At 58.1% G+C, this 19,009-nt stretch carries 19 protein-coding genes; 7 read left to right on the top strand and 12 right to left on the bottom strand.

All coding sequences use genetic code 11. The features are described 5' to 3' along the window. Positions 1-102: 102 nt before the first annotated feature. Positions 103-1,104: a molybdopterin-binding protein gene (locus RA28_RS15050; protein ID WP_039530406.1), complete on the bottom strand. Its 1,002-nt coding sequence runs from the start codon at positions 1,102-1,104 to the stop codon at positions 103-105. Further along, on the bottom strand, positions 1,101-2,069 hold the full coding sequence (locus tag RA28_RS15045; RefSeq protein WP_039530405.1) for an XdhC family protein: 969 nt from the start codon (positions 2,067-2,069) through the stop codon (positions 1,101-1,103). The genes RA28_RS15050 and RA28_RS15045 overlap by 4 nt, the downstream gene beginning before the upstream one ends. Before the next feature lie 235 nt (positions 2,070-2,304). On the opposite strand from RA28_RS15045, the gene RA28_RS15040 reads away from it, so the two are divergent. Then, positions 2,305-2,805, top strand: a complete 501-nt coding sequence (locus RA28_RS15040) for a hypothetical protein (protein WP_152612093.1) — start codon at positions 2,305-2,307, stop codon at positions 2,803-2,805. Between the two features lie 3 nt (positions 2,806-2,808). On the opposite strand, the gene RA28_RS15035 is transcribed toward RA28_RS15040, so the two are convergent. Together RA28_RS15035 and RA28_RS15030 are read right to left on the bottom strand one after the other, a co-directional pair. After that, the gene (locus RA28_RS15035) at positions 2,809-4,068 is read right to left on the bottom strand and encodes a vWA domain-containing protein (RefSeq protein ID WP_039530404.1); all 1,260 of its coding nucleotides are present in this window, start codon (positions 4,066-4,068) and stop codon (positions 2,809-2,811) included. Between the two features lie 49 nt (positions 4,069-4,117). Beyond that, positions 4,118-5,026, bottom strand: a complete 909-nt coding sequence (locus RA28_RS15030; protein ID WP_039530403.1) for an AAA family ATPase — start codon at positions 5,024-5,026, stop codon at positions 4,118-4,120. Between the two features lie 160 nt (positions 5,027-5,186). Here RA28_RS15030 and pyrC point away from each other — a divergent pair, with 160 nt between their 5' ends. Continuing rightward, positions 5,187-6,224 carry a dihydroorotase gene (gene pyrC / locus RA28_RS15025; protein WP_039530402.1) on the top strand — a complete coding sequence of 346 codons (1,038 nt, stop codon included), beginning with the start codon at positions 5,187-5,189 and terminating at the stop codon, positions 6,222-6,224. Here pyrC and RA28_RS15020 read toward each other — a convergent pair. Beyond that, positions 6,221-7,516: an MmgE/PrpD family protein gene (locus RA28_RS15020; RefSeq protein ID WP_039530401.1), complete on the bottom strand. Its 1,296-nt coding sequence runs from the start codon at positions 7,514-7,516 to the stop codon at positions 6,221-6,223. The genes pyrC and RA28_RS15020 overlap by 4 nt on opposite strands. Before the next feature lie 38 nt (positions 7,517-7,554). Then, positions 7,555-8,001 (bottom strand): type II toxin-antitoxin system RatA family toxin, encoded by a 447-nt coding sequence (locus tag RA28_RS15015; RefSeq protein ID WP_039531657.1) that lies wholly within the window; start codon positions 7,999-8,001, stop codon positions 7,555-7,557. Positions 8,002-8,073: 72 nt separating this feature from the next. On the opposite strand from RA28_RS15015, the gene hpt reads away from it, so the two are divergent. Then, positions 8,074-8,616: a hypoxanthine phosphoribosyltransferase gene (hpt, locus tag RA28_RS15010; RefSeq protein WP_039531654.1), complete on the top strand. Its 543-nt coding sequence runs from the start codon at positions 8,074-8,076 to the stop codon at positions 8,614-8,616. Here hpt and RA28_RS15005 read toward each other — a convergent pair. Together RA28_RS15005 and lipA are read right to left on the bottom strand one after the other, a co-directional pair. After that, complete coding sequence (locus tag RA28_RS15005; RefSeq protein WP_039530400.1) at positions 8,603-9,760, bottom strand: amidohydrolase; 1,158 nt, start codon at positions 9,758-9,760, stop codon at positions 8,603-8,605. The two genes, hpt and RA28_RS15005, sit on opposite strands and share 14 nt — an antisense overlap. Further along, positions 9,757-10,707 (bottom strand): lipoyl synthase, encoded by a 951-nt coding sequence (gene lipA, locus RA28_RS15000; RefSeq protein WP_039530399.1) that lies wholly within the window; start codon positions 10,705-10,707, stop codon positions 9,757-9,759. Before lipA ends, RA28_RS15005 begins: the two co-directional genes overlap by 4 nt. A gap of 261 nt (positions 10,708-10,968) precedes the next feature. Here lipA and RA28_RS14995 point away from each other — a divergent pair, with 261 nt between their 5' ends. Continuing rightward, positions 10,969-11,517, top strand: a complete 549-nt coding sequence (locus RA28_RS14995) for a peroxiredoxin (protein WP_039530398.1) — start codon at positions 10,969-10,971, stop codon at positions 11,515-11,517. A 43-nt stretch (positions 11,518-11,560) separates the two neighbouring features. Here the strand turns inward: RA28_RS14995 and RA28_RS14990 are convergent, their stop codons facing one another. Together RA28_RS14990 and RA28_RS14985 are read right to left on the bottom strand one after the other, a co-directional pair. Then, on the bottom strand, positions 11,561-12,484 hold the full coding sequence (locus RA28_RS14990) for a hydrogen peroxide-inducible genes activator (RefSeq protein WP_039530397.1): 924 nt from the start codon (positions 12,482-12,484) through the stop codon (positions 11,561-11,563). 62 nt (positions 12,485-12,546) lie between these two features. Beyond that, positions 12,547-13,659: a DUF6456 domain-containing protein gene (locus tag RA28_RS14985; RefSeq protein ID WP_039530396.1), complete on the bottom strand. Its 1,113-nt coding sequence runs from the start codon at positions 13,657-13,659 to the stop codon at positions 12,547-12,549. A 252-nt stretch (positions 13,660-13,911) separates the two neighbouring features. On the opposite strand from RA28_RS14985, the gene RA28_RS14980 reads away from it, so the two are divergent. Continuing rightward, positions 13,912-14,199 (top strand): DUF6477 family protein, encoded by a 288-nt coding sequence (locus tag RA28_RS14980; protein WP_342585423.1) that lies wholly within the window; start codon positions 13,912-13,914, stop codon positions 14,197-14,199. Here the strand turns inward: RA28_RS14980 and RA28_RS14975 are convergent, their stop codons facing one another. Together RA28_RS14975 and RA28_RS14970 are read right to left on the bottom strand one after the other, a co-directional pair. Further along, positions 14,200-15,744 carry a trimethylamine methyltransferase family protein gene (locus RA28_RS14975; protein ID WP_039530394.1) on the bottom strand — a complete coding sequence of 515 codons (1,545 nt, stop codon included), beginning with the start codon at positions 15,742-15,744 and terminating at the stop codon, positions 14,200-14,202. Between the two features lie 123 nt (positions 15,745-15,867). Beyond that, positions 15,868-16,320, bottom strand: a complete 453-nt coding sequence (locus RA28_RS14970; RefSeq protein WP_039530393.1) for a GNAT family N-acetyltransferase — start codon at positions 16,318-16,320, stop codon at positions 15,868-15,870. A gap of 91 nt (positions 16,321-16,411) precedes the next feature. Here RA28_RS14970 and guaA point away from each other — a divergent pair, with 91 nt between their 5' ends. Both guaA and RA28_RS14960 read left to right on the top strand, forming a co-directional pair. Beyond that, positions 16,412-17,986, top strand: a complete 1,575-nt coding sequence (guaA, locus tag RA28_RS14965; protein ID WP_039530392.1) for a glutamine-hydrolyzing GMP synthase — start codon at positions 16,412-16,414, stop codon at positions 17,984-17,986. 94 nt (positions 17,987-18,080) lie between these two features. Then, positions 18,081-18,983: a DMT family transporter gene (locus RA28_RS14960; RefSeq protein WP_039530391.1), complete on the top strand. Its 903-nt coding sequence runs from the start codon at positions 18,081-18,083 to the stop codon at positions 18,981-18,983. Positions 18,984-19,009: the final 26 nt, after the last annotated feature.

Raw genomic sequence — 19,009 nt, 5'->3', positions numbered from 1 at the left:
TTTTATTTGAGAACAAAATTATTTGTCCGATTTTTCCGCAAGTTCGCGGTCTGACTCTCTGACTCTGTGTCGGAGAAACGGAAGGACAAAAGTGCCGTAACGTCACATGCGTTTTTTGGCACGGGGCTGCGGTCTGGACGGGATTTCCTTGAGAAGCCCGCCAACACCCATCGCAGAAATGTCATCACCCGACGTTTCGATCCCACAGACAACCCGCGACAAAACCCAATCCGCGCCATTCAGCGCGGGAGAGCGTGCACATCCGGGCAAGCCGATCACGGAACGACCCTGCGATGATCCCAGAAACAGAAGGTTTCCGGGATCAACGGGCATTCCAAAACGATCCACCTTACCGCCCGCGATCCGCACCGCCTGCGGCGCGACATCCTGTTCATCGGACGTGGCCGAGCCGGTCAAAATCATGACGACTTCGCCATCGACCGAAGCCAGAGCATCCGCCAGAACATCTGCTTTATGTTCGACAATCTTTACATCCGCCAGGTTCACTCCCAACGCCTCCACCCGTCCGCGGATTGCAGCAATTCCTTTTTCATTGGGCGGACCGCCGGGGATATCCGTGACGACAAGACCAGCCGTCCGAACCACTGGCGTTACCAGTCGGATCGCAGCTTGTGCGACCTTGGCGGCCTGCAAAACGTCTTCGCCGGGAATCGCGTAGGAAATGACCTTGATCGTCGCGACCATGCCGCCTGCGCCCATCTGCTGATACTGCGGAACGGTTGCTACCGTGATCATCGGGTTGACGCGATTGAACTGCTCCAGGGCACCAACATCCAGTACGACCACGCCGGGCCCTTCGGCCAAAAGGTTCACTCGCCCGGTAAACGCCTCGGTCACCCGCAGGTTGGCCTCTGACGGGTCCGGAACCAAAGCCGACGCAAGCAACTGGGCCGCATCGTCCTCGTGACGGTCGCCGGGTTCGAGCTGCGCAACAGTCACCTCGGACAGACCGGCCTGTGCCAACATTGCAATATGTTCGCCGGTAAGCAGGACTCCCTTGCGCAGTTTGCGATCCCCCGCCTTGACAGAATGCGCCAGGATTGTGCCTTGAGCCCGCGAAACGGGGACCGGGCCAAACTTCACGCTTTGCCCCGCAGAACAGCCGTCATCTGCGCAAGGATCGCAACCGCAATCTCCGACGGATCCGCGGCCCCGATGTCCAGCCCGATTGGGCCATGTATCTGGGCAATCTCTTCCTCCGAAAAGCCGGCATGGGTCAACCGATCGACCCGTTTGGCATGCGTGCGGGTCGATCCCAGCGCACCTATGTAGAACACCCCGGCTCGCAATGCGGCCTCTAAGGCGGGATCGTCAAGTTTCGGGTCATGCGTCAACAGCACCACCGCCGTACGGGAATCCAGGCCGAGGCGTACGACGGCTTCGTCCGGCCAATCTGTAAGTATGCGTTCGCCGGGAAACCGCGACGACGACGCGAACGTCTCACGCGGATCGACGATGGCCGGATCATATCCGGCGATGCGCGCCATAGGCACCAATGCCTGCGCAATATGGACTGCCCCCACAACGATCAGTCGCAGTGGCGGATTGTGAACGGCAACAAAGGTTTCGCCATCTTCTTCAAACCCGGACCGATCCATGCGCAGACGATCCGCATAAGTATTGCGTCGCAGCGCCCGGTGACCGGTTTCGACATTCACCTCGTATGCAACGGGTTGGCGGTTCGCCCGCGCTTCGACAAGGTCGGCCAGCATCGCCTCGGGCAGCACTTTGCCCACAGGTTCGACAAGAACGCGAATGGTTCCGCCACAGGCCAAGCCTACGGCAAACGCGTCTTCGTCGCTGACGCCAAATTCCAAAAGGCGCGCCTCGCCTTCTTCGATGGCTTCCAGCGCTTCGACAATAACCGCCCCTTCAACGCATCCACCGGAAACCGAACCTTCGATCCGGCCATCCCCACCAATGACAAGCTGCGAGCCCACGCGCCGTGGGGCACTGCCCCAGGTTTGCACGACGGTGGCCAGCGCCGCACCTGTGCCGCTGCGAAACCATTCAAGTGCCGTTTCTGGGCTGCTATCGAATCTGTTCATCGAAACCTCCGGCGGTGTTCCGATCCAACATAGGGAGCTTTATGGCAATGAAAAGCGCACGGACAGGATCGGCGGTCCCGAAGCCCGTGGCCGAGCCAGGCCAGATCGGTAATCCGCCCATTTCACATTCAAACAGATAAAACATTGATTATGTCTAGCGCGGGTTCTAGCGTAAGTGGGCAAGACGCACGTGCGTCTGCGCGACCCCCTTATTTTTTCAAACGGAGACAGAGAGTTGAAACGCATTTTCTCAATCGCCGCAACAATCGGCCTGATGGCTGCCACGACCGTTTCCGCAGACACATTCCTGCGTTATGGCGAGGTCGAAGGTTGGAAAGTCTTTATTGATGAAGACAAGAAATCCTGTCTGATCGAGGCCGTTGACGACAACGAAAACGTGGTCCAGATGGGTCTGACGGAAGACCGCGGCGTTGGCTATGTCGGTGTTTTCACAAAAGCCAAGACAGATATCAAACGCGGCGAGAAAGAAGCCGTTGCCATTCTGTTGGGCGACAACATCTATGTCGGCGAAGCCACCGGCATGAAAGGCAACATCACTAAAGGTTATTCCGGCGGCTATGTCCTGTCTGACGATCCTCAATTTGCCGACGATCTTGCCAGGAAAGAAGTCATGATCGTTTTCCCCGAAAAGGAATTCGCTTTCACGGTCGATTTGACCGGCACATACAAGGCCATGGAAATGGCCCGCAAATGCAACGAAGAACAGCTTTCATAAGGCTCAATCTGTCAGCGCGGCCATCAACCGCGCTTTCTGACCCTGGTCGTCGGGTTGTGATATCACGACGGCCAGATCCTCGAGCGACGCGATCGAGTGCCCGGCGCGAAAACTGTCGACATGCGGCAGCATTGACCTGACGCCTTGCGCCTTGGGCGCGAACCCATCCCATCGCAACAACGGATTCAGCCAGATCAGACGGCGGCAGGACAGGTGCAGCCGTTCGATTTCCTTTTCAAGTTGCTCGGGTGCGCCGCGTTCCAAACCATCGGTGATCAACAGGACGACCGCGCCCTGGCCCATCACGCGGCGCGACCAGTCGCGATTAAACTGATGCAGGCAATCGCCGATGCGGGTGCCGCCTTCCCAGTCCTGCGCCTCGGCCCCTGCCGCCGCCAGCGCCGCATCAACGTCCCGTTGATGCAAATGGCGCGTGATGTTGGTCAGACGCGTGCCGAACGTGAACGCATGTACTCTGGCCCAACCCGCACCTTTCGCGTTCGAGACCGTATGCAGGAAATGCAGGATAATCCGGCTATACTGGCTCATGGACCCAGATATGTCGCACAGCGCCACCAGATTGGGCCAGCGCGGTTTTGGCTGCCGCAAGGCGATTTGATGCAGATCACCACCCTGACGCATGGCGCCGCGCAACGTCCTCGCGCGGTCGATGCGATGACCCAGATGACTGGCTTGCCCCCGGCGCGAGGCGATGGGTTGAACCGGCAAATTCAGTCGCGCCAACACCCGCTTGGCCTGCGCGACCTCGGCTGTGCTCATCTGCTCGAAATCGAGGTTGCGCAAACGCTCCTCGGATGAGGCGGTCTGGGTCGCATCAATATCAATCTCGGTCTCGCCGTCTTCCTGATCTTGCGCCTCGGGCTGTTCCCGCTCGACGCCGTCAAGCAAAGCCTCGGCAGCCCGTTTTTCTGCCGCGTCAGCTTTGCGGTCTTCCTGCACACCGCGAACAGCAGGCAGCATCATCGACATCATGTGTTCTAGATAGCGTGGATCGCGCCAGTAGAGGCGAAAGACCTGCGCAAACACGGTGCGATGTTCTGGACGGCTGACAAAACAGGCGTGCAGCGTCCAGTAAAAGTCGCGCCGCTCGGTAAAGCCTGCTGCCTGCACCGCGCGGATGGCATCGACGACGCGCCCCGTTCCGATCGGCAACCCGGCCTTCCGCAAAGCCCGCGCAAAATGCGTGATATTCTGCGCCAATTTGGGTTTGTCGGGGATGTCGAGAGGAAGCTGCTCTGCCATCAGCAACCACAGGGGCGCTGTGTCATGAGGGGTATCAAACGATACAACATCACACCGGTTCCAGATCGGCTTTTGCCTGATCCAGAATCCGCTTGGCTTCGGACCCCTGAAGTTTTTGAATGTCGTCCTGGTACTTCAGGACCGCGCCCAGCGTATCGCCAATCACCTCGGGACTGAGGTTCAGGACATCTAGCGCAAGCAGGCATTTTGCCCAATCAATCGTTTCCGCGACACCCGGTTTTTTGAACAGGTCTTCGGTGCGCAGGCGCTGAACAAAAGCGACGACTTCGCGGCTGAGTGCTTCTGCCGCCTCGGGTGCGCGGGCGCGCAGAATGTCGATTTCGCGGTCAAAATCAGGGTAGTCGACCCAGTGGTACAGGCAGCGGCGTTTGAGCGCATCATGCACTTCGCGCGTGCGGTTCGAGGTAACAATCACGATCGGCGGCTGGGGCGCTTTGACCGTGCCCAACTCGGGGATCGTGACCTGAAAGTCGCTGAGCGCCTCAAGCAGGAATGCCTCGAACGGTTCGTCCGTCCGATCAAGCTCATCTATAAGCAAAACCGGTGCGCCATTTTCGTCGGGCCGCATGGCTTGCAGAAGCGGACGCTCAATCAGGTAGTCGTCCGAGAACAGCTCGGTCTGTAACACGCCCCGATCTGCGCCTCCCGAGGCTTCGGCGGTGCGAATTGCGATCATCTGCGCCGGAAAGTTCCACTCATACACCGCCGAGGACGCATCCAGCCCTTCATAGCATTGCAACCGGATCAGACGGCGGTTCAGGCCAGATGCCAGCGCCTTTGCGATTTCCGTTTTCCCGACACCCGCCTCGCCTTCCAAAAACAAGGGGCGCCCCAATGTCAGTGACAGGAAAACCACCGTCGCCAGCGCCCGACCACAGACATAGCCCTGATCAGTCAGCATCTGCTGGACGGCATCTATGGAATTCGGCTGTGTCATGGGCCCCTCACCTTCTTGCCGGTTAACAGGTCATGCAACCTCATGGTCGTCAAGCCCTTGCGCCTTTGAGAGCTACGGCGATCCTTTCGGTTGACAAGTTTTTTTCGCAAGGCGTGAAGGTCCGGTTGGTCTTTCCCAGTGGCTGTGCTAGCGGAGTGCCATGACCAATTCCCTGACGATCCGCCGCCCCGACGACTGGCACCTACATCTGCGCGATGGCGCGATGTTGCAGGCCGTCCTGCCCGAAACCGCACGTCATTTTGCCCGCGCCATCATCATGCCAAACCTTGTGCCGCCGGTAGTTCGCGGCGATCAGGCCGCTGCCTATCGCGACAGGATCATGTCCGCCCTGCCTGATGACATGACGTTTGAGCCACTGATGACCCTGTATCTGACCGAGGATACAGACGCAGATGATGTGGCCGCGGCCTATTCGGATGGTCTGGTCAAAGCAGTAAAACTTTACCCGGCCGGAGCAACGACGAATTCGGCTTCGGGCGTTCGGAACTTCGACAATGTCCGGCCGGTGCTGGAGCGTATGGCCGAGATCGGTCTGCCCCTGTGCGTACACGGCGAGGTCACGGATGCCGAAATCGACATTTTCGACCGTGAGGCCGTTTTCATCGACCGCGTTCTCGACCCAATCCGCAAGGCCACACCCGGCCTGCGTGTGGTGATGGAGCATATCACCACGTCGAACGGCGTAGACTATGTCAAAGCGAACGAGGCCGATCTTGGTGCGACCATCACGGCGCATCATTTGATCATCAACCGCAATCACATCCTCGTTGGCGGCATCAAACCGCACTATTACTGTCTGCCCGTCGCCAAGCGCGAGGAGCACAGGCTGGCTTTGGTTGCAGCGGCAACGTCGGGCGATCGGCGGTTTTTTCTCGGCACGGACAGCGCCCCGCATACAGACGACAACAAGGAAATGGCGTGCGGCTGCGCGGGCTGTTTCACGGCAACAAACACCATGTCACTGGTGGCCGAGGTTTTCGACCGCGCGGATGCAATGGACAAGGTCGAAGGTTTCACATCCTTGAACGGCCCTGCCTTTTACAGACTTCCGGTCAACGCGCACACGATCACACTGGCCAAGGGGGATCCGGTCGAATACCCGGCCAAAATCGACTCGGGTGACGGCCCGGTGACAGTGTTCGATCCGGGATTCCCGCTGCACTGGCGCGTGGTCTAATCGTCCAACCTGTCTGCCAAGTCCGCTGCACGCCCGCCAGTGCGCAGCATCGACCAGATGGCGTCAGCCTCGTCTGCACCGATCAGCTTTGACGCCTTCTCGCGCACCCGGTCCTCTCGGTCCGGCAAGGACAAGGGCGCAAGAAGGTCATGCTCGGCTTCTCGGCGAACGCCGTCCCGCCGCAAAAGCTCCAGTCGGGCTTGTGTTTCGGATAGGGTATCATCAGCTTCGACCGTGATCCTGTTGCGCAGCGATATCAGGCGCGGGTCGGCGCATGTCTTATCCGAGAAACTTGCCGGCAAAGCCGTATCGTATCCTACCGCCTGCATCGCTATGACAGTTCGGTACGAGAACTTGGCCCCCAGACCGGTTGTCGGCGCCAGTTGATTGCACACACTCATCCATCGCGGATGGGTTCGGATTTTGATTTCAGCCACCTCGGGCTCGGCGATATCCAGATCGCGCGCCGCTTCCAGAGCTGCGTGCAGACCATGACAGCACGCGTGAAATTTGTGGCTGACGCTTTCAAAAAGCCACTCGTCACCCAGACCGTCTACTGCGCGCGCCACATCGTTCATTCCGGCATGGGTCGCGCCGAATCCATAGGGACCTTCCAGAGCCTGTGCATTGGGTTGAAATCCATTTTGGATGAGCAACGCAACCTCGATCCCGTTTGCCGCTGCAAGCCCTGCGTTATAGGGTTTGCCCATCGTACCGAACTGAGTTTTTTGCCCCGCCGCGCGGGTGGCCGCCAGCCCCAAAACCTGACGCATTTGGGTCGCGTCGAAACCAAGGATGCGACCTACGGCAACCGCCGCGCCAAAAGCGCCCGCTGTCGCAGTCTGGTGAAACCCGGCCTGATAGTGATCGCGCCCCAACCAAAGGCCGATGCGAACGGACAGTTCCATTCCGACCAACGCGGCCTCAAGCAGGTCGACAACCGGCCTGTCCTCGAAAGCGGCAATACCCAGCGTGGCCGGAAAGACCGCCACAGATGGGTGGCCTATATGCGCAAAATGCGTGTCGTCATAATCCAACGCATGCGAAATCGTGCCGTTGACCAAAGCCGCCGCGCGCAACGGCGCGGCCCCGCCCCCGAACAAACGCGCTTGTTCGGCCCCTCCTTCTGACAAAATCATCTCACGAATGATGCGCGAGACTGGCTCATCAATTCCGGCCCGCCCCACGGCCAGCCAATCCAATGCAGACAGAGAGGTGATGATACGCGCCTGGGCCGTTGTTGTAACAGGGCCGGCAGCAAACTCGGCTAGGGTCGCGGTAAAGTCGGTCATACGGCGCAGTCTAGCGCGGGCGCGCGCCGGGTAAAGCGTCAGCCGTAAAGGTCGGCTGCCCGCTTTTCAAAGGCACGGACGATGCGAAGCATCGCCTCGTTGAAAACAACGCCGATGATCCCCTGTAAAACCGCGTTCTTGAACTCGAAATCAACGTGAAAAGACACGGCGCAGCCCCCGTCGGGTGCATCCTCGAACTGCCAATCCGAACGCATGTACTTGAACGGACCATCCAGATATTCCGTATCGATCCGTTTTTGCGCGTCGAACAGGGTCACACGGCTGCCGAACCGCTCGCGAAAGACCTTGAACGAAATCACGAGATCGGCTTCCATCACTCTGCCCTCACCCGCCTCATAGGTGCGCCGGATTCGGGCCGCAGCGCACCATGGCAGAAACTCCGGGTAGCGCGCGACATCACCCACCAGATCATACATTTGCTGGGCGGTGTACGGCAGGTTTCGAGTTTCGGAATGGGTCGGCATGGCTTTCGGCATTTGCAGGTGACAATGGCGCGTCATGTCGTATGTTGCGCGCCAAAGATCAAGGGGGCAGCGATGAGCGACCGCGCATATGTGATAGATGAGATGATCTCGGCCAAGGCCATTGCCGCCCGAATAGAGGAACTTTGCCGCGAAATAACCCGTGAATTCGAAGGGACCGATAAGCTGGTCGTCGTTGGCCTTCTTCGGGGCAGTTTTGTTTTTATTGCCGATCTGGTGCGCGAATTGGACTTGCCGATCGAGGTGGATTTTCTTGAGGCTTCATCCTACGGAGATGCGATGGAGAGCAGTCGGGAAGTGCGTATTCTCAAAGACTTACGCGGCGCAATCGAAGGGCGCGATGTTCTGGTCGTTGAAGACATCGTGGATACGGGGCATACGCTGAACCACGTCACGAAACTGCTGCGCAGCCGCAAACCCAAGCGGTTGAAATCTATTGCACTGTTGGACAAACCCAGCCGCCGAGAGGTCGATTTTCGGTCAGACTGGATTGGCTTCGAAATACCGGATGAGTTTGTGGTCGGCTACGGCATCGACTACGCGCAGCGCAATCGAAACCTGCCCTTCATCGGTAAAGTCCGTTTTATCGAGGGCTGACAGGTCCCAGCAGGCGCGTAATTGCAGCCATAAAAATGCCGGTTCCCACGGGGATCAAAGCATCGGGAAAATCATAATCCGGGTTGTGCAATTGCGGATGATCGACCCCCGCACCCAACCAAAACATCGCGGATTTTGCCCCTTTGGCGAACTGCCCGAAATCTTCGGAGAACCGCTGAGGCTGCGACGACATGCGCAAGGGCACGTTTTGTGACGCGCACGCGCCCGCCAAGACCGCGACCGCTGACGGATCATTGGCGCAAGCCTCGAAAATGTCGTCATATTCAATAGTTACGTCAAGGTTTTGATCCTTCGCTATACTTTCAACAAGCGTTTCTGCAGAACGAACCAATTCGGCCATGCGCCCGTCCGTGACAGCCCGAAGCGTTACCCACAATTCCGCATCTCCGGGCGCGACGCCAAAAGTCGCGGCACCCAGACTGGCGTGTGTCACGGTGGTCAACGCGTAAGTGTCGTCCAATGCACCACCCTGCCCCAGATCGTCCAGTGACGGGATCAATCCGGCCAGGGCTTGCGCGGGGGAAACGCCATCCTGTGGCGCAGCGGCATGTGACGTCTTACCGGTCAATCCGATCCGCATACCGCGCGAGGCGCAATTGGTCGCTCCCTTGCACAGCTCGACCGCGCCAAGCTCCAGCCCCGGCAGGTTATGCAGCGAAAGCACGTAATCCGGCGCGATGGACTGGAATTGAGAATCGTCCCGATATGCCGCTGCGCCTTTCCCGGTTTCTTCGGCCGGTTGAAAAATCAGAACGACCGATCCGGTCGCTGGCCGGTCGTTGGCCAAGGCACGGGCAACACCAAGAACCATGACCATGTGGCCATCATGGCCGCAAAGATGCCCCGTACCCGGACGGGTCGAGGCATAAGGAAGATCCGAGGTTTCCTGGATCGGCAGCCCGTCCAATTCGCACCGAATTGCGACCGTTGGACCATCGCGCCCGCTGTCGAATACCGCCGCGACGCCATGACCTCCGATCCCTGTCAGCACACGGTCAGGGGCACAGCCGTTCAACAGGTTGCGGATGGTTGCTGCAGTGTCCTGCTCGGCGCCGGAAACCTCGGGGTGTTGGTGCAGTTCATGTCGACGCGCCGTCAACCACGCCAGTTCCTGCGGTGTCACCTTTGGTTCAGCTTTTTCTGCCGCGCTTCGCGCAAACGGGCAAAGTCATCTCCGGCATGGTAAGAAGACCGGGTCAGAGGCGTTGCGGACACCATCAAGAAACCCTTGCCGAATGCCGCCTTCTCGTAGGCCGCAAATTCTTCGGGGGTCACAAACCGGTCGACACCGTGATGCTTTGGCGTGGGTTGCAGATACTGGCCAATCGTCAGGAAGTCGATATCCGCCGCGCGCATGTCATCCATGACCTGCCGGACTTCTTGTTCGTTCTCGCCCAACCCGACCATGATGCCGGATTTGGTGAACATCGACGGGTCCATTTCCTTGACCCGCTGCAACAGGCGGAGCGAATGGAAATAACGTGCACCTGGGCGAACCTGTGGGTACAGCCCCGGCACCGTCTCCAGATTGTGATTGAAGACATCCGGTCGGGCCTCGACCACCGTCTCCAGCACCGATGGATCGCACTTCAGAAAGTCGGGCGTCAGAATTTCGATCGTCGTTTTGGGCGAGCGATGACGGACAGCGCGAATGGTCTGCGCGAAATGATCTGCCCCGCCGTCCTTCAAATCATCCCGGTCGACCGAAGTGATCACGACGTGATTCAATCCCAGCTTTTCGACCGCATGCGCGACGCGCCCCGGTTCGAACACGTCCAGTGTGTCGGGCCGTCCCGTCGCGATGTTGCAGAACGTGCAGCCGCGAGTACAGATTTCGCCCATAATCATCATGGTGGCGTGGCCCTGGCTCCAGCATTCGCCAACATTGGGACAACCCGCTTCTTCGCAGACCGTGACCAGATTGTTCTCACGCATGATGCGATGTGTTTCGGCATACCCTTTGCCGCCCGGTGCCTTCACCCGAATCCACTTGGGCTTTTTAGGCTGCGCATTGTCGGGGCGGTGGGCCTTTTCAGGATGACGTTGCTCGGGAATTTTCAGATCACGCACGGGCGGCTTTCCTGACTATGGGTCAACTCAACTGTGCCTAACATAGTTTGCCCATGGCCACCATAGCAGCGACGCAACGCCGCTATGCCTGGCTGTTTTGCACACGCAGCAACCTTTTCGGCGCGGTTAATTTTGTGTCATTAAATTAGCAATTTACAGCAGAAAAGCTGAATATGCATATGCAGAAATTCCGTCATTGAAGGCGTCTTAGAATCATTTTAACTAACTCCGGACCAACACATGAATCACAGGAGTTTGATCATGAAGGCCGGCACGACGCTTCCGCATGTCACCTTTCACACACGTGTCCGCGATGACACAATCGACGGTCCGAATCCCTTCCGCTGGGAAGACAAGACTACCGCCGATTACTTCGCCGGAAAGCGTGTTATCCTGTTCTCGCTGCCGGGTGCGTTCACTCCGACATGCTCGACCTATCAGCTGCCGGGTTTTGAGAAGGGTTTTGCCGGTTTTGCCGCCAAGGGGATCGACGCGATTTATTGCATGTCGGTCAATGACAGCTTTGTCATGAACAAATGGGCCCAGGATCAGGGCCTGCAAAACGTCGGCGTGATCCCGGATGGATCGGGGGAATTCACCCGCAAGATGGGTATGTTGGTCGACAAGGACAATCTGGGTTTCGGAATGCGGTCCTGGCGCTATGCGGCCATCGTGAATCACGGCGTCGTCGAGGCGTGGTTCGAAGAACCCGGACTGATGGATAACTGCCCTGAGGACCCATATGGCGAGTCCTCGCCAGAAAACCTGATGAAGCATCTGGACGAAGCGCGCGAACCTGCGCTCGCCTGATCTGTAGATACCGTGTTAGAGGCCTGCAAGCGGCGGGCCTTTTTCAGGCGCGAGCGTCGTTGACGATCCCTTCGCCTACCTCGCGAATGACCTGTGCCAAATCCGAGAACCAGGCCTCGTCAGCAGACGAAGACCTGCGCACCAAACCAATCGTGCGCGAAGGTTGCGGCGCGCCAAAGCGCAAAAGGTGCAGGCCCGGCACGGCTTCGGTCTCGGATCGGGCGGCAAGTTCGGGCATTAGCGTCAGGCCGAACCCCTCTGCCACAAGGCGCGACAACGTTGCCAACGACGATGCGCCCATATTGATCTGACCACTGGTTCGATCCTTGCCGCAGACTTCCAGGGCCTGATCCGTCAGGCAATGGCCATCTTCGAGCAGCATCAATTGCGCCGATGCCAGATCGACCGGGCGCAGCGCGTCCGGGTTCAGGCCCATCCGCGCCACGCGATCCGGGCTGCCAGCCAGCAAAAACCGATCTTCGAAAAGCGTTTCCTCAAAAAGATCCCCACCACCTGATGGCAATGCGAGAACGGCCGCATCAATTTCACCCGCACGCAATAGCGACAACAGCCGCTCGGTTCTGGCCTCGCGTATCTGAACGCGCAAGGAAACATCGCCTGTGCGCAGCCCGGCCAACACTCCCGGCAGCAAATAAGGCGCGACCGTGGGAATCATTCCGATCGACAAGGACCTGTGCCCGACCGAGTGATCCCGCGCAAAGCGTTCAAGCGCACTGGCCGCATTCAGGACTTGCCTTGCGCGGTCCAGAACATCGCGACCCAAAGGGGTCAGCAGGATGTCGCGGGCCTGCCGCTCGAACAGCGGACCACCCATCACCTCCTCCAACGCCTTGATCTGAACTGACAAGGCCGGTTGAGACACATGGCAGACCTGCGCCGCTCGGCCGAAATTCCGTTGTTCCGCGACAGCGCGAAAGTACTGCAATTGCCTGAGCGTAAAATTCATAACCTCTGATTATCATTTTTCGTACGATCCACAACAGATGACTATGGATGTGAGCCGCCGCTTTAGCCGATCATTCGGTCCCGTTCGGCTTGTTCATCGTAGTGGCGCTTGAGACGCTGCAGCGCGATGCGCAGGACAATCTTTCCCGAACGCGCCGACCAGCCCATACGCTTTTCTGTTTGTTCCAATCCTTCCAGGTAACAACAGCATCGCAGTGTGATGTCGCTCAAACCCGGTCCAAGCTCGGAAAGCGCGCGCGCCACGCGGTCGCGCGCGTCTGAGGAACCCTGCCCGGCAAATTCATCCCGCGACGCTCCTTCACCTACGCCACCGGAGAGAAACCGTTCCCAGTTCTGGGTGACCTGCGGGCCGATTTGGGCCAATTCAAAATCCTCGCGCAGCCGTTCACCGGCAGAGACAAGCGTTTCATCCAGAAAAGGCTGGCCTTGGCGGTCGCGTCTTCGGGACAGCGCAATCAACGGGCTTTCAGCGGCGCTGTAGCGCATGCGCCGCTGCGCCTGAGCTTGCGCTGCGCGTGTATCGGGCGACGCCGGGCGATGTTGAAACGCAGAGGGAGCCTCGGACATGCCGAATTCACTGCGTGTGCGGGCCTGATTTTCGGACTTCGCAACCAATTGACTTAACGCCGCGCGGCCCGGTGTCGAGATGCGGTAACGCGATATTCGGCCCGGATTGTCGCAGGAAATCCAATCATTCAAAGCCATTGCCTGCGCGACCGAACAATCAACAACAGCCGTGCGCGCGGTTCCATTCTCACCGCCATCCCTTACGACGACGGCTTTGTCCATATCCTCGGCAACGGCCAGAACCGCGCCTGTCTCACACAAACGACGCAGGACGCGAAGCGCCTCACGATCAAATTCCGTATCTGCTACTGCCTGTGCCGACTCTTGGTCCGCAACGGCCCCGAACTGCGTGCTTTGCATGTCATTTGACAGGAAGTGCGTCTGCGCCAGTGATTGCAAAGCGGCGTCAACCAGTGGATCATCGCGGCGTGTTTCGATCCGCCTGATCTGCCTGAGGATGGTCGATGCATGGCATCCCGCCGAGCGGGCGATATCGCGTATGGATCGGCCAGCCTCGGTATGATCCAGATATCTCTGAGCCCCTTCAGGGACCCATGCAGGAACTGTGTAAGCCGTGCTGTTTTCCATAGATCTTCGCCCTTGTCGACCAACCAAACCATGTGCGTTCGTCGGCGGAATTTTAGTTAACCAATTCTAACTAGAATCGGTTTTGTTACTTGTTCGTTAATCGCTGACGACAAGCGGCAGAATTGATTCAAAAAGATAAACAGTTGTGAAGCCATCGTTCGGCGCGAAGTGGGACACAGCAACACCCGCTTAAGTTGTGCAACACCTTTCCCCGCAATCCGGAATGGAAAGGACCCCCACGTGCAGGACTTGATGACGATGATCTCCGCCCTTCGCCGACCACGCCTTTTGACGCGCGCCGCCAAGATTGGGGCACAGGACTATGACCGGGACAGGCATCTGCAGCGGCTTTTGGGTTACGGATCACTGCCGGGATCCGGCGCAGCGATCGTTCAGCTGATGGAACTCGAAAAGGACGTGAACACGCAACGCCAAGAGGATGACGCGGCCTATTCCTTGGTGCGTCATCTTGATCTTATGATTGCACTGATTGGCGAGGCGCAGCTGTACTGTTCCAGCCGCACCGCGCAATTTCAGTGATCAGGTAAACGCATCCGGCATGGACGCTTTTTTCTCGGCAACATAAGCGTCCAATGCCGCCTTAATATCGGGATCAATCTGCGGCTGTTTGTAATTCGCCAGCAAATGCTCGACCCGCGACGAAGCCAAAGTGCGGGTATCGCGACCGCCCTCTTCTTCCCACGTTTCAAACGGTTTGTAATCCAACAGCTCAGACTTCCAGAACGCGTCTTTGAAGTTCGCCTGCGTGTGCTCGCAACCAAGGTAATGGCCACCCGGCCCCACCTCGCGGATCGCATCCAGCGCAAGCGCGTTTTCGTCCGAAGCTATGCCTTTGGCCAGTCCGTGGAGCACACCCAGTTGATCGGCGTCCATAACGAATTTTTCAAAGTCGGCAACAAGGCCGCCCTCCAGCCATCCACAGGAATGCAGCATGAAGTTCACGCCCGACATCAGCCCCATGTTCAGAGAGTTCGCCGTCTCGTAAGCCGCCTGCGCGTCCGGCAGTTTTGAACCGCAGAACGAACCTGCCGACCGGAACGGCAGGTTCAGGCGACGGGCAAGTTGACCGGCACCATAAGTGACCAGGGACGCCTCGGGCGTTCCGAAGGTGGGCGCGCCCGAATTCATGTCGATCGAAGACACGAACGCGCCAAAGATGGCTGGCGCACCGGGGCGTACGAGTTGGCTGTAGGCCACGCCCGCCAGCACTTCCGCCAGAACCTGAGTCAACGTTCCCGCCACCGAGACCGGTGCCATCGCGCCGCCAACAATAAAGGGCGAAATGATGCAGGCCTGATTGTTGCGCGCGTAGACTTCCAGTGACCCCATCATGACGTCGTCGAATGTCATCGGCGAGTTGATGTTGGTCAGCGAGGTCATCACCGTGTTTTCCTGAACGAACTCTTTACCGAACAGGATCTCGCACATCTCGACCGAGTCCTGTGCCCGGCTGGGTTCCGTGACCGACCCCATGAACGGTTTGTCCGACAAGGTCATGTGCGCCATCAGCATATCCAGATGGCGCTTGTTCACGGGCACATCCGTAGGCTCGCACACGGTACCGCCGGAATGGTGCAGCCATTTCGACATATAGGCCAGCTTCACGAACTTATTGAAGTCATCCATCGTGGCATAGCGGCGACCGCCCTGCGCATCGCGCACGAAGGGCGGGCCATAGACCGGTGCCAGAACAAGATTGCGCCCACCGATCACAACCGACTTCTCGGGGTTGCGTGCGTGCTGGGTAAATTCGGATGGGGCGCTTTTGATCAGCTGACGCGCCAATCCTCGCGGAATGCGGACGCGTTCTCCGTCGATGTCTGCACCAGCCTCGCGCCAAAGCTCCAAGGCGCCGGGATTGTCCACGAAATTGACGCCAACCTCTGCCAGAACCGTTTCCGCATTGGCTTCGATCAGTTCCAGGGCTTCTTCGTTCAAAATCTCGAAATTGGGAATGTTACGCTCGATATACTTCGCCGTTTCGATAACAACCGCGGTACGTTCGGCCCGGCGCGCTGCGCCTCCGCCACCTCGCGCCCTGCGGCGGGTGCTTGCCTCTGACATGAGATTATCCCGTCTGAATGGTCATTGTTGACTGGTTAGTTACAAGATCAGTGTTTCGTTCCGAAGGTTCATAGCGGCGTAATCGGGGAAAAAGCGACATGAACGGTGTCAGCCCCGATCAAGTCAGGTTACGGGTGAGGCCACGGATTTCTCAAGCAGCACAGTGTTGCCGGATACCTCGACCTCGGACCAGCCCAGGTGGCCATAGATCGAACGGGTGTCTTCCATCAATTTGTGTGTGCGGAGACGCAAGAAGGAATGGCTGCTGCCACGCGCCGACGCCTCGGCTACGTCAAGCAGTTGACGCGCAACGCCGCGCCCCCGCGCCTCGGGTATAACGGCCAGATTGAAAATCATGACCGCGTCCGGGGTTTCCCCAAAGATGACGACGCCCAAAATTCGCTTTACCTCTTCCGCAACAGTGACTGTGTTTGCTGCGATGTCCTCGCGCACGCCACTGGTCACGTCCGGCAGATCGGCAATGTCGCGCAAGGCGGCGGCATAGGCCCGCGCGATGCAGGTTTGAATGGCCTCGGTGTCATCAGGCGACGCGGCCCGGTACGAAATTCCTGTCATTTCGCATTCCCTTTGCGCCAATGTTCAGGCGATCATCGTATTTGACGTCATTGCGCTTGCACAAGCAAGGCTTGCGACCTAATAGCCAAGCATGACCCAAGACACCCATGACCGCCTTCTGATCATCGACTTCGGCAGCCAGGTGACGCAACTGATCGCTCGACGCCTGCGTGAATTGAACGTCTACTGTGAAATTCACCCTTACCAGAACGTCACGATGGACTTTGTCCGCAAGATGGCGCCCCGCGCTGTCATTTTCTCGGGCGGTCCGGACAGCGTGACACGCGACGGCTCACCGCGCGCACCGCAAGAGATTTTTGACTATGGCGTGCCGATACTTGGCATCTGCTATGGTCAGCAAGTGATGATGCACCAACTGGGCGGCACCGTCGAAGGTGGCAAAATCTCGGGCGGCGGCGGCACCGCCGAATTCGGCCGCGCCTTTGTCACCCCGAACGCCAAGTTGGATATTCTGGACGGCTGGTTCACTGAAGGGGACGAGCAGGTCTGGATGAGCCATGGCGATCACGTCAGCAAAATCGCACCGGGGTTTAAGGTCTTCGGCACTTCCCCCAACGCTCCCTACGCCATTACCGCAGACCCCGATCGCCACTTTTACGCGGTTCAGTTCCACCCCGAGGTTCACCACACCCCAAGGGGTGCAAAGCTTTACGAGAACTTTGTAAAACTGGCCGGGTTCAAAAGCGACTGGACCATGGGGGCATACCGCGCCGAAATGGTTGAAAAAATCAAGGAACAGGTCGGCGATAAAAAAGTCATCTGTGCCCTGTCAGGCGGTGTCGACAGTTCGGTCGCAGCCGCATTGATCCATGAAGCAATCGGCGATCAGCTCACCTGCGTATTTGTCGACCACGGCCTGCTGCGCAAAAATGAAGCGCAGGAAGTCGTTGGCATGTTCCGCGACAATATGAATCTGCAGGTCATCCATGCCGACGAAACCGAGTTGTTTCTTGGCGAGTTGGAAGGCCAGTCCGACCCCGAAACCAAACGCAAGATCATTGGCAAGCTGTTCATCGACGTCTTTCAGAAATACGCCGACACCATCGACGGGGCCGAATTTCTGGCGCAGGGAACACTCTATCCCGATGTGATCGAGTCCGTCTCTTTCTCGGGCGGTCCGTCGGTCACGATCAAATCGCACCACAATGTCGGCGGCCTGCCCGAGAAAATGGGCCTGAAGCTTGTCGAACCCCTGCGCGAATTGTTCAAGGATGAGGTACGTGCACTGGGGCGCGAACTGGGTCTTCCGGCCAGCTTTATCGGTCGCCATCCATTCCCCGGCCCCGGCCTTGCGATCCGCTGCCCCGGTGAAATCACGCGCGAGAAACTGGATATCCTGCGCGAAGCCGACGCGATCTATATCGACCAGATTCGCAAACACGGCCTATACGATGACATTTGGCAGGCTTTTGTGGCGATTCTGCCGGTCAAAACCGTCGGTGTCATGGGTGATGGCCGCACATATGACTATGCCTGCGCACTTCGTGCCGTGACGTCAGTTGACGGCATGACGGCCGATTATTACCCGTTCAGCCACGAATTCCTTGGCGAGACCGCAACGCGCATCATCAATGAGGTCAAAGGCATCAACAGATGTACTTACGACATCACATCCAAGCCTCCCGGCACGATAGAGTGGGAATGAAAAATCCCGTGATGCACCCCGACATCTTTCGCTTCTGAATTACTAAAACTTATAAATTTCAATATGTTGAGACACAGCTTCAGCGGGATCGATCATGAGCGATAAGGCCCAAATCGGTAAGGCTGCGCTGTGGATGACCGGCGCGATCGCGTCCTTCTCGTCGATGGCGGTTGCCGGACGCGAGCTTAGTGTTACGCATGATACGTTCGAAATCATGTTTTTCCGCAGTTTGGTGGGGATTTTCGTCGTCGCAACGGTCCTGACGATGACGCGAAAATGGCATCAGGTAACGACCCGGAAACTGGGCCTCCACGGGGTAAGGAACGTGCTTCATTTCACCGGGCAGAACCTGTGGTTTTATGCCGTCAGCGTGATCCCCCTGGCGCAGGTTTTTGCACTGGAATTTACCCAACCGATCTGGGTTATTCTGCTTTCGCCATTGTTGCTGAAAGAACGCCTGACAGCCTTGAAAATGACCTCGGCTCTGATCGGATTTGCGGGGATACTTATCGTCGCCAGACCTGGGGCGGTTCCGATAAGCGCCGGAATGATCACGGCGGCAATGTCAGCGATTTTCTTCGCGCTTACAACGATTTCCACGAAATCCCTCACCCGGATCGCAAGCATCGGATGCATCATGTTCTGGCTGACGGTCATGCAGGCCGCGCTGGGTTTGGTTGCTGCAGGATTAGACGGCCAGATCACTTTGCCGACGGCCAGAACCGCGCCGTTTCTGCTGCTTGTGGGGCTTGCGGGTTTGCTGGCGCATTATTGCATCACAAACGCGCTGGCGATTGCCCCGGCAACAGTGGTCGTTCCTTTCGACTTTGCGCGTCTGCCGACTATCGCGATTGTGGGGATGATTTTGTACCACGAGCCCATCGATCACTGGACGCTTTTTGGGGCCTTCGTGATCTTCTCAGGCATCTTTCTCAACGTTCACTCGGAAAACCGTATCCATTCCGCAACAGTTCGGCAGGACACCCTTTCCAAGTAACGTTCCGTCACCGGTTGACGGTAAAT

The organism is Ruegeria sp. ANG-S4 (assembly GCF_000814005.1).
In the GTDB taxonomy this organism is placed as follows: Bacteria; Pseudomonadota; Alphaproteobacteria; order Rhodobacterales; family Rhodobacteraceae; genus Ruegeria.
The sequence above is the reverse complement of the archived record's forward strand: the minus strand, read 5'-3'. Positions and strand labels throughout refer to the sequence as shown.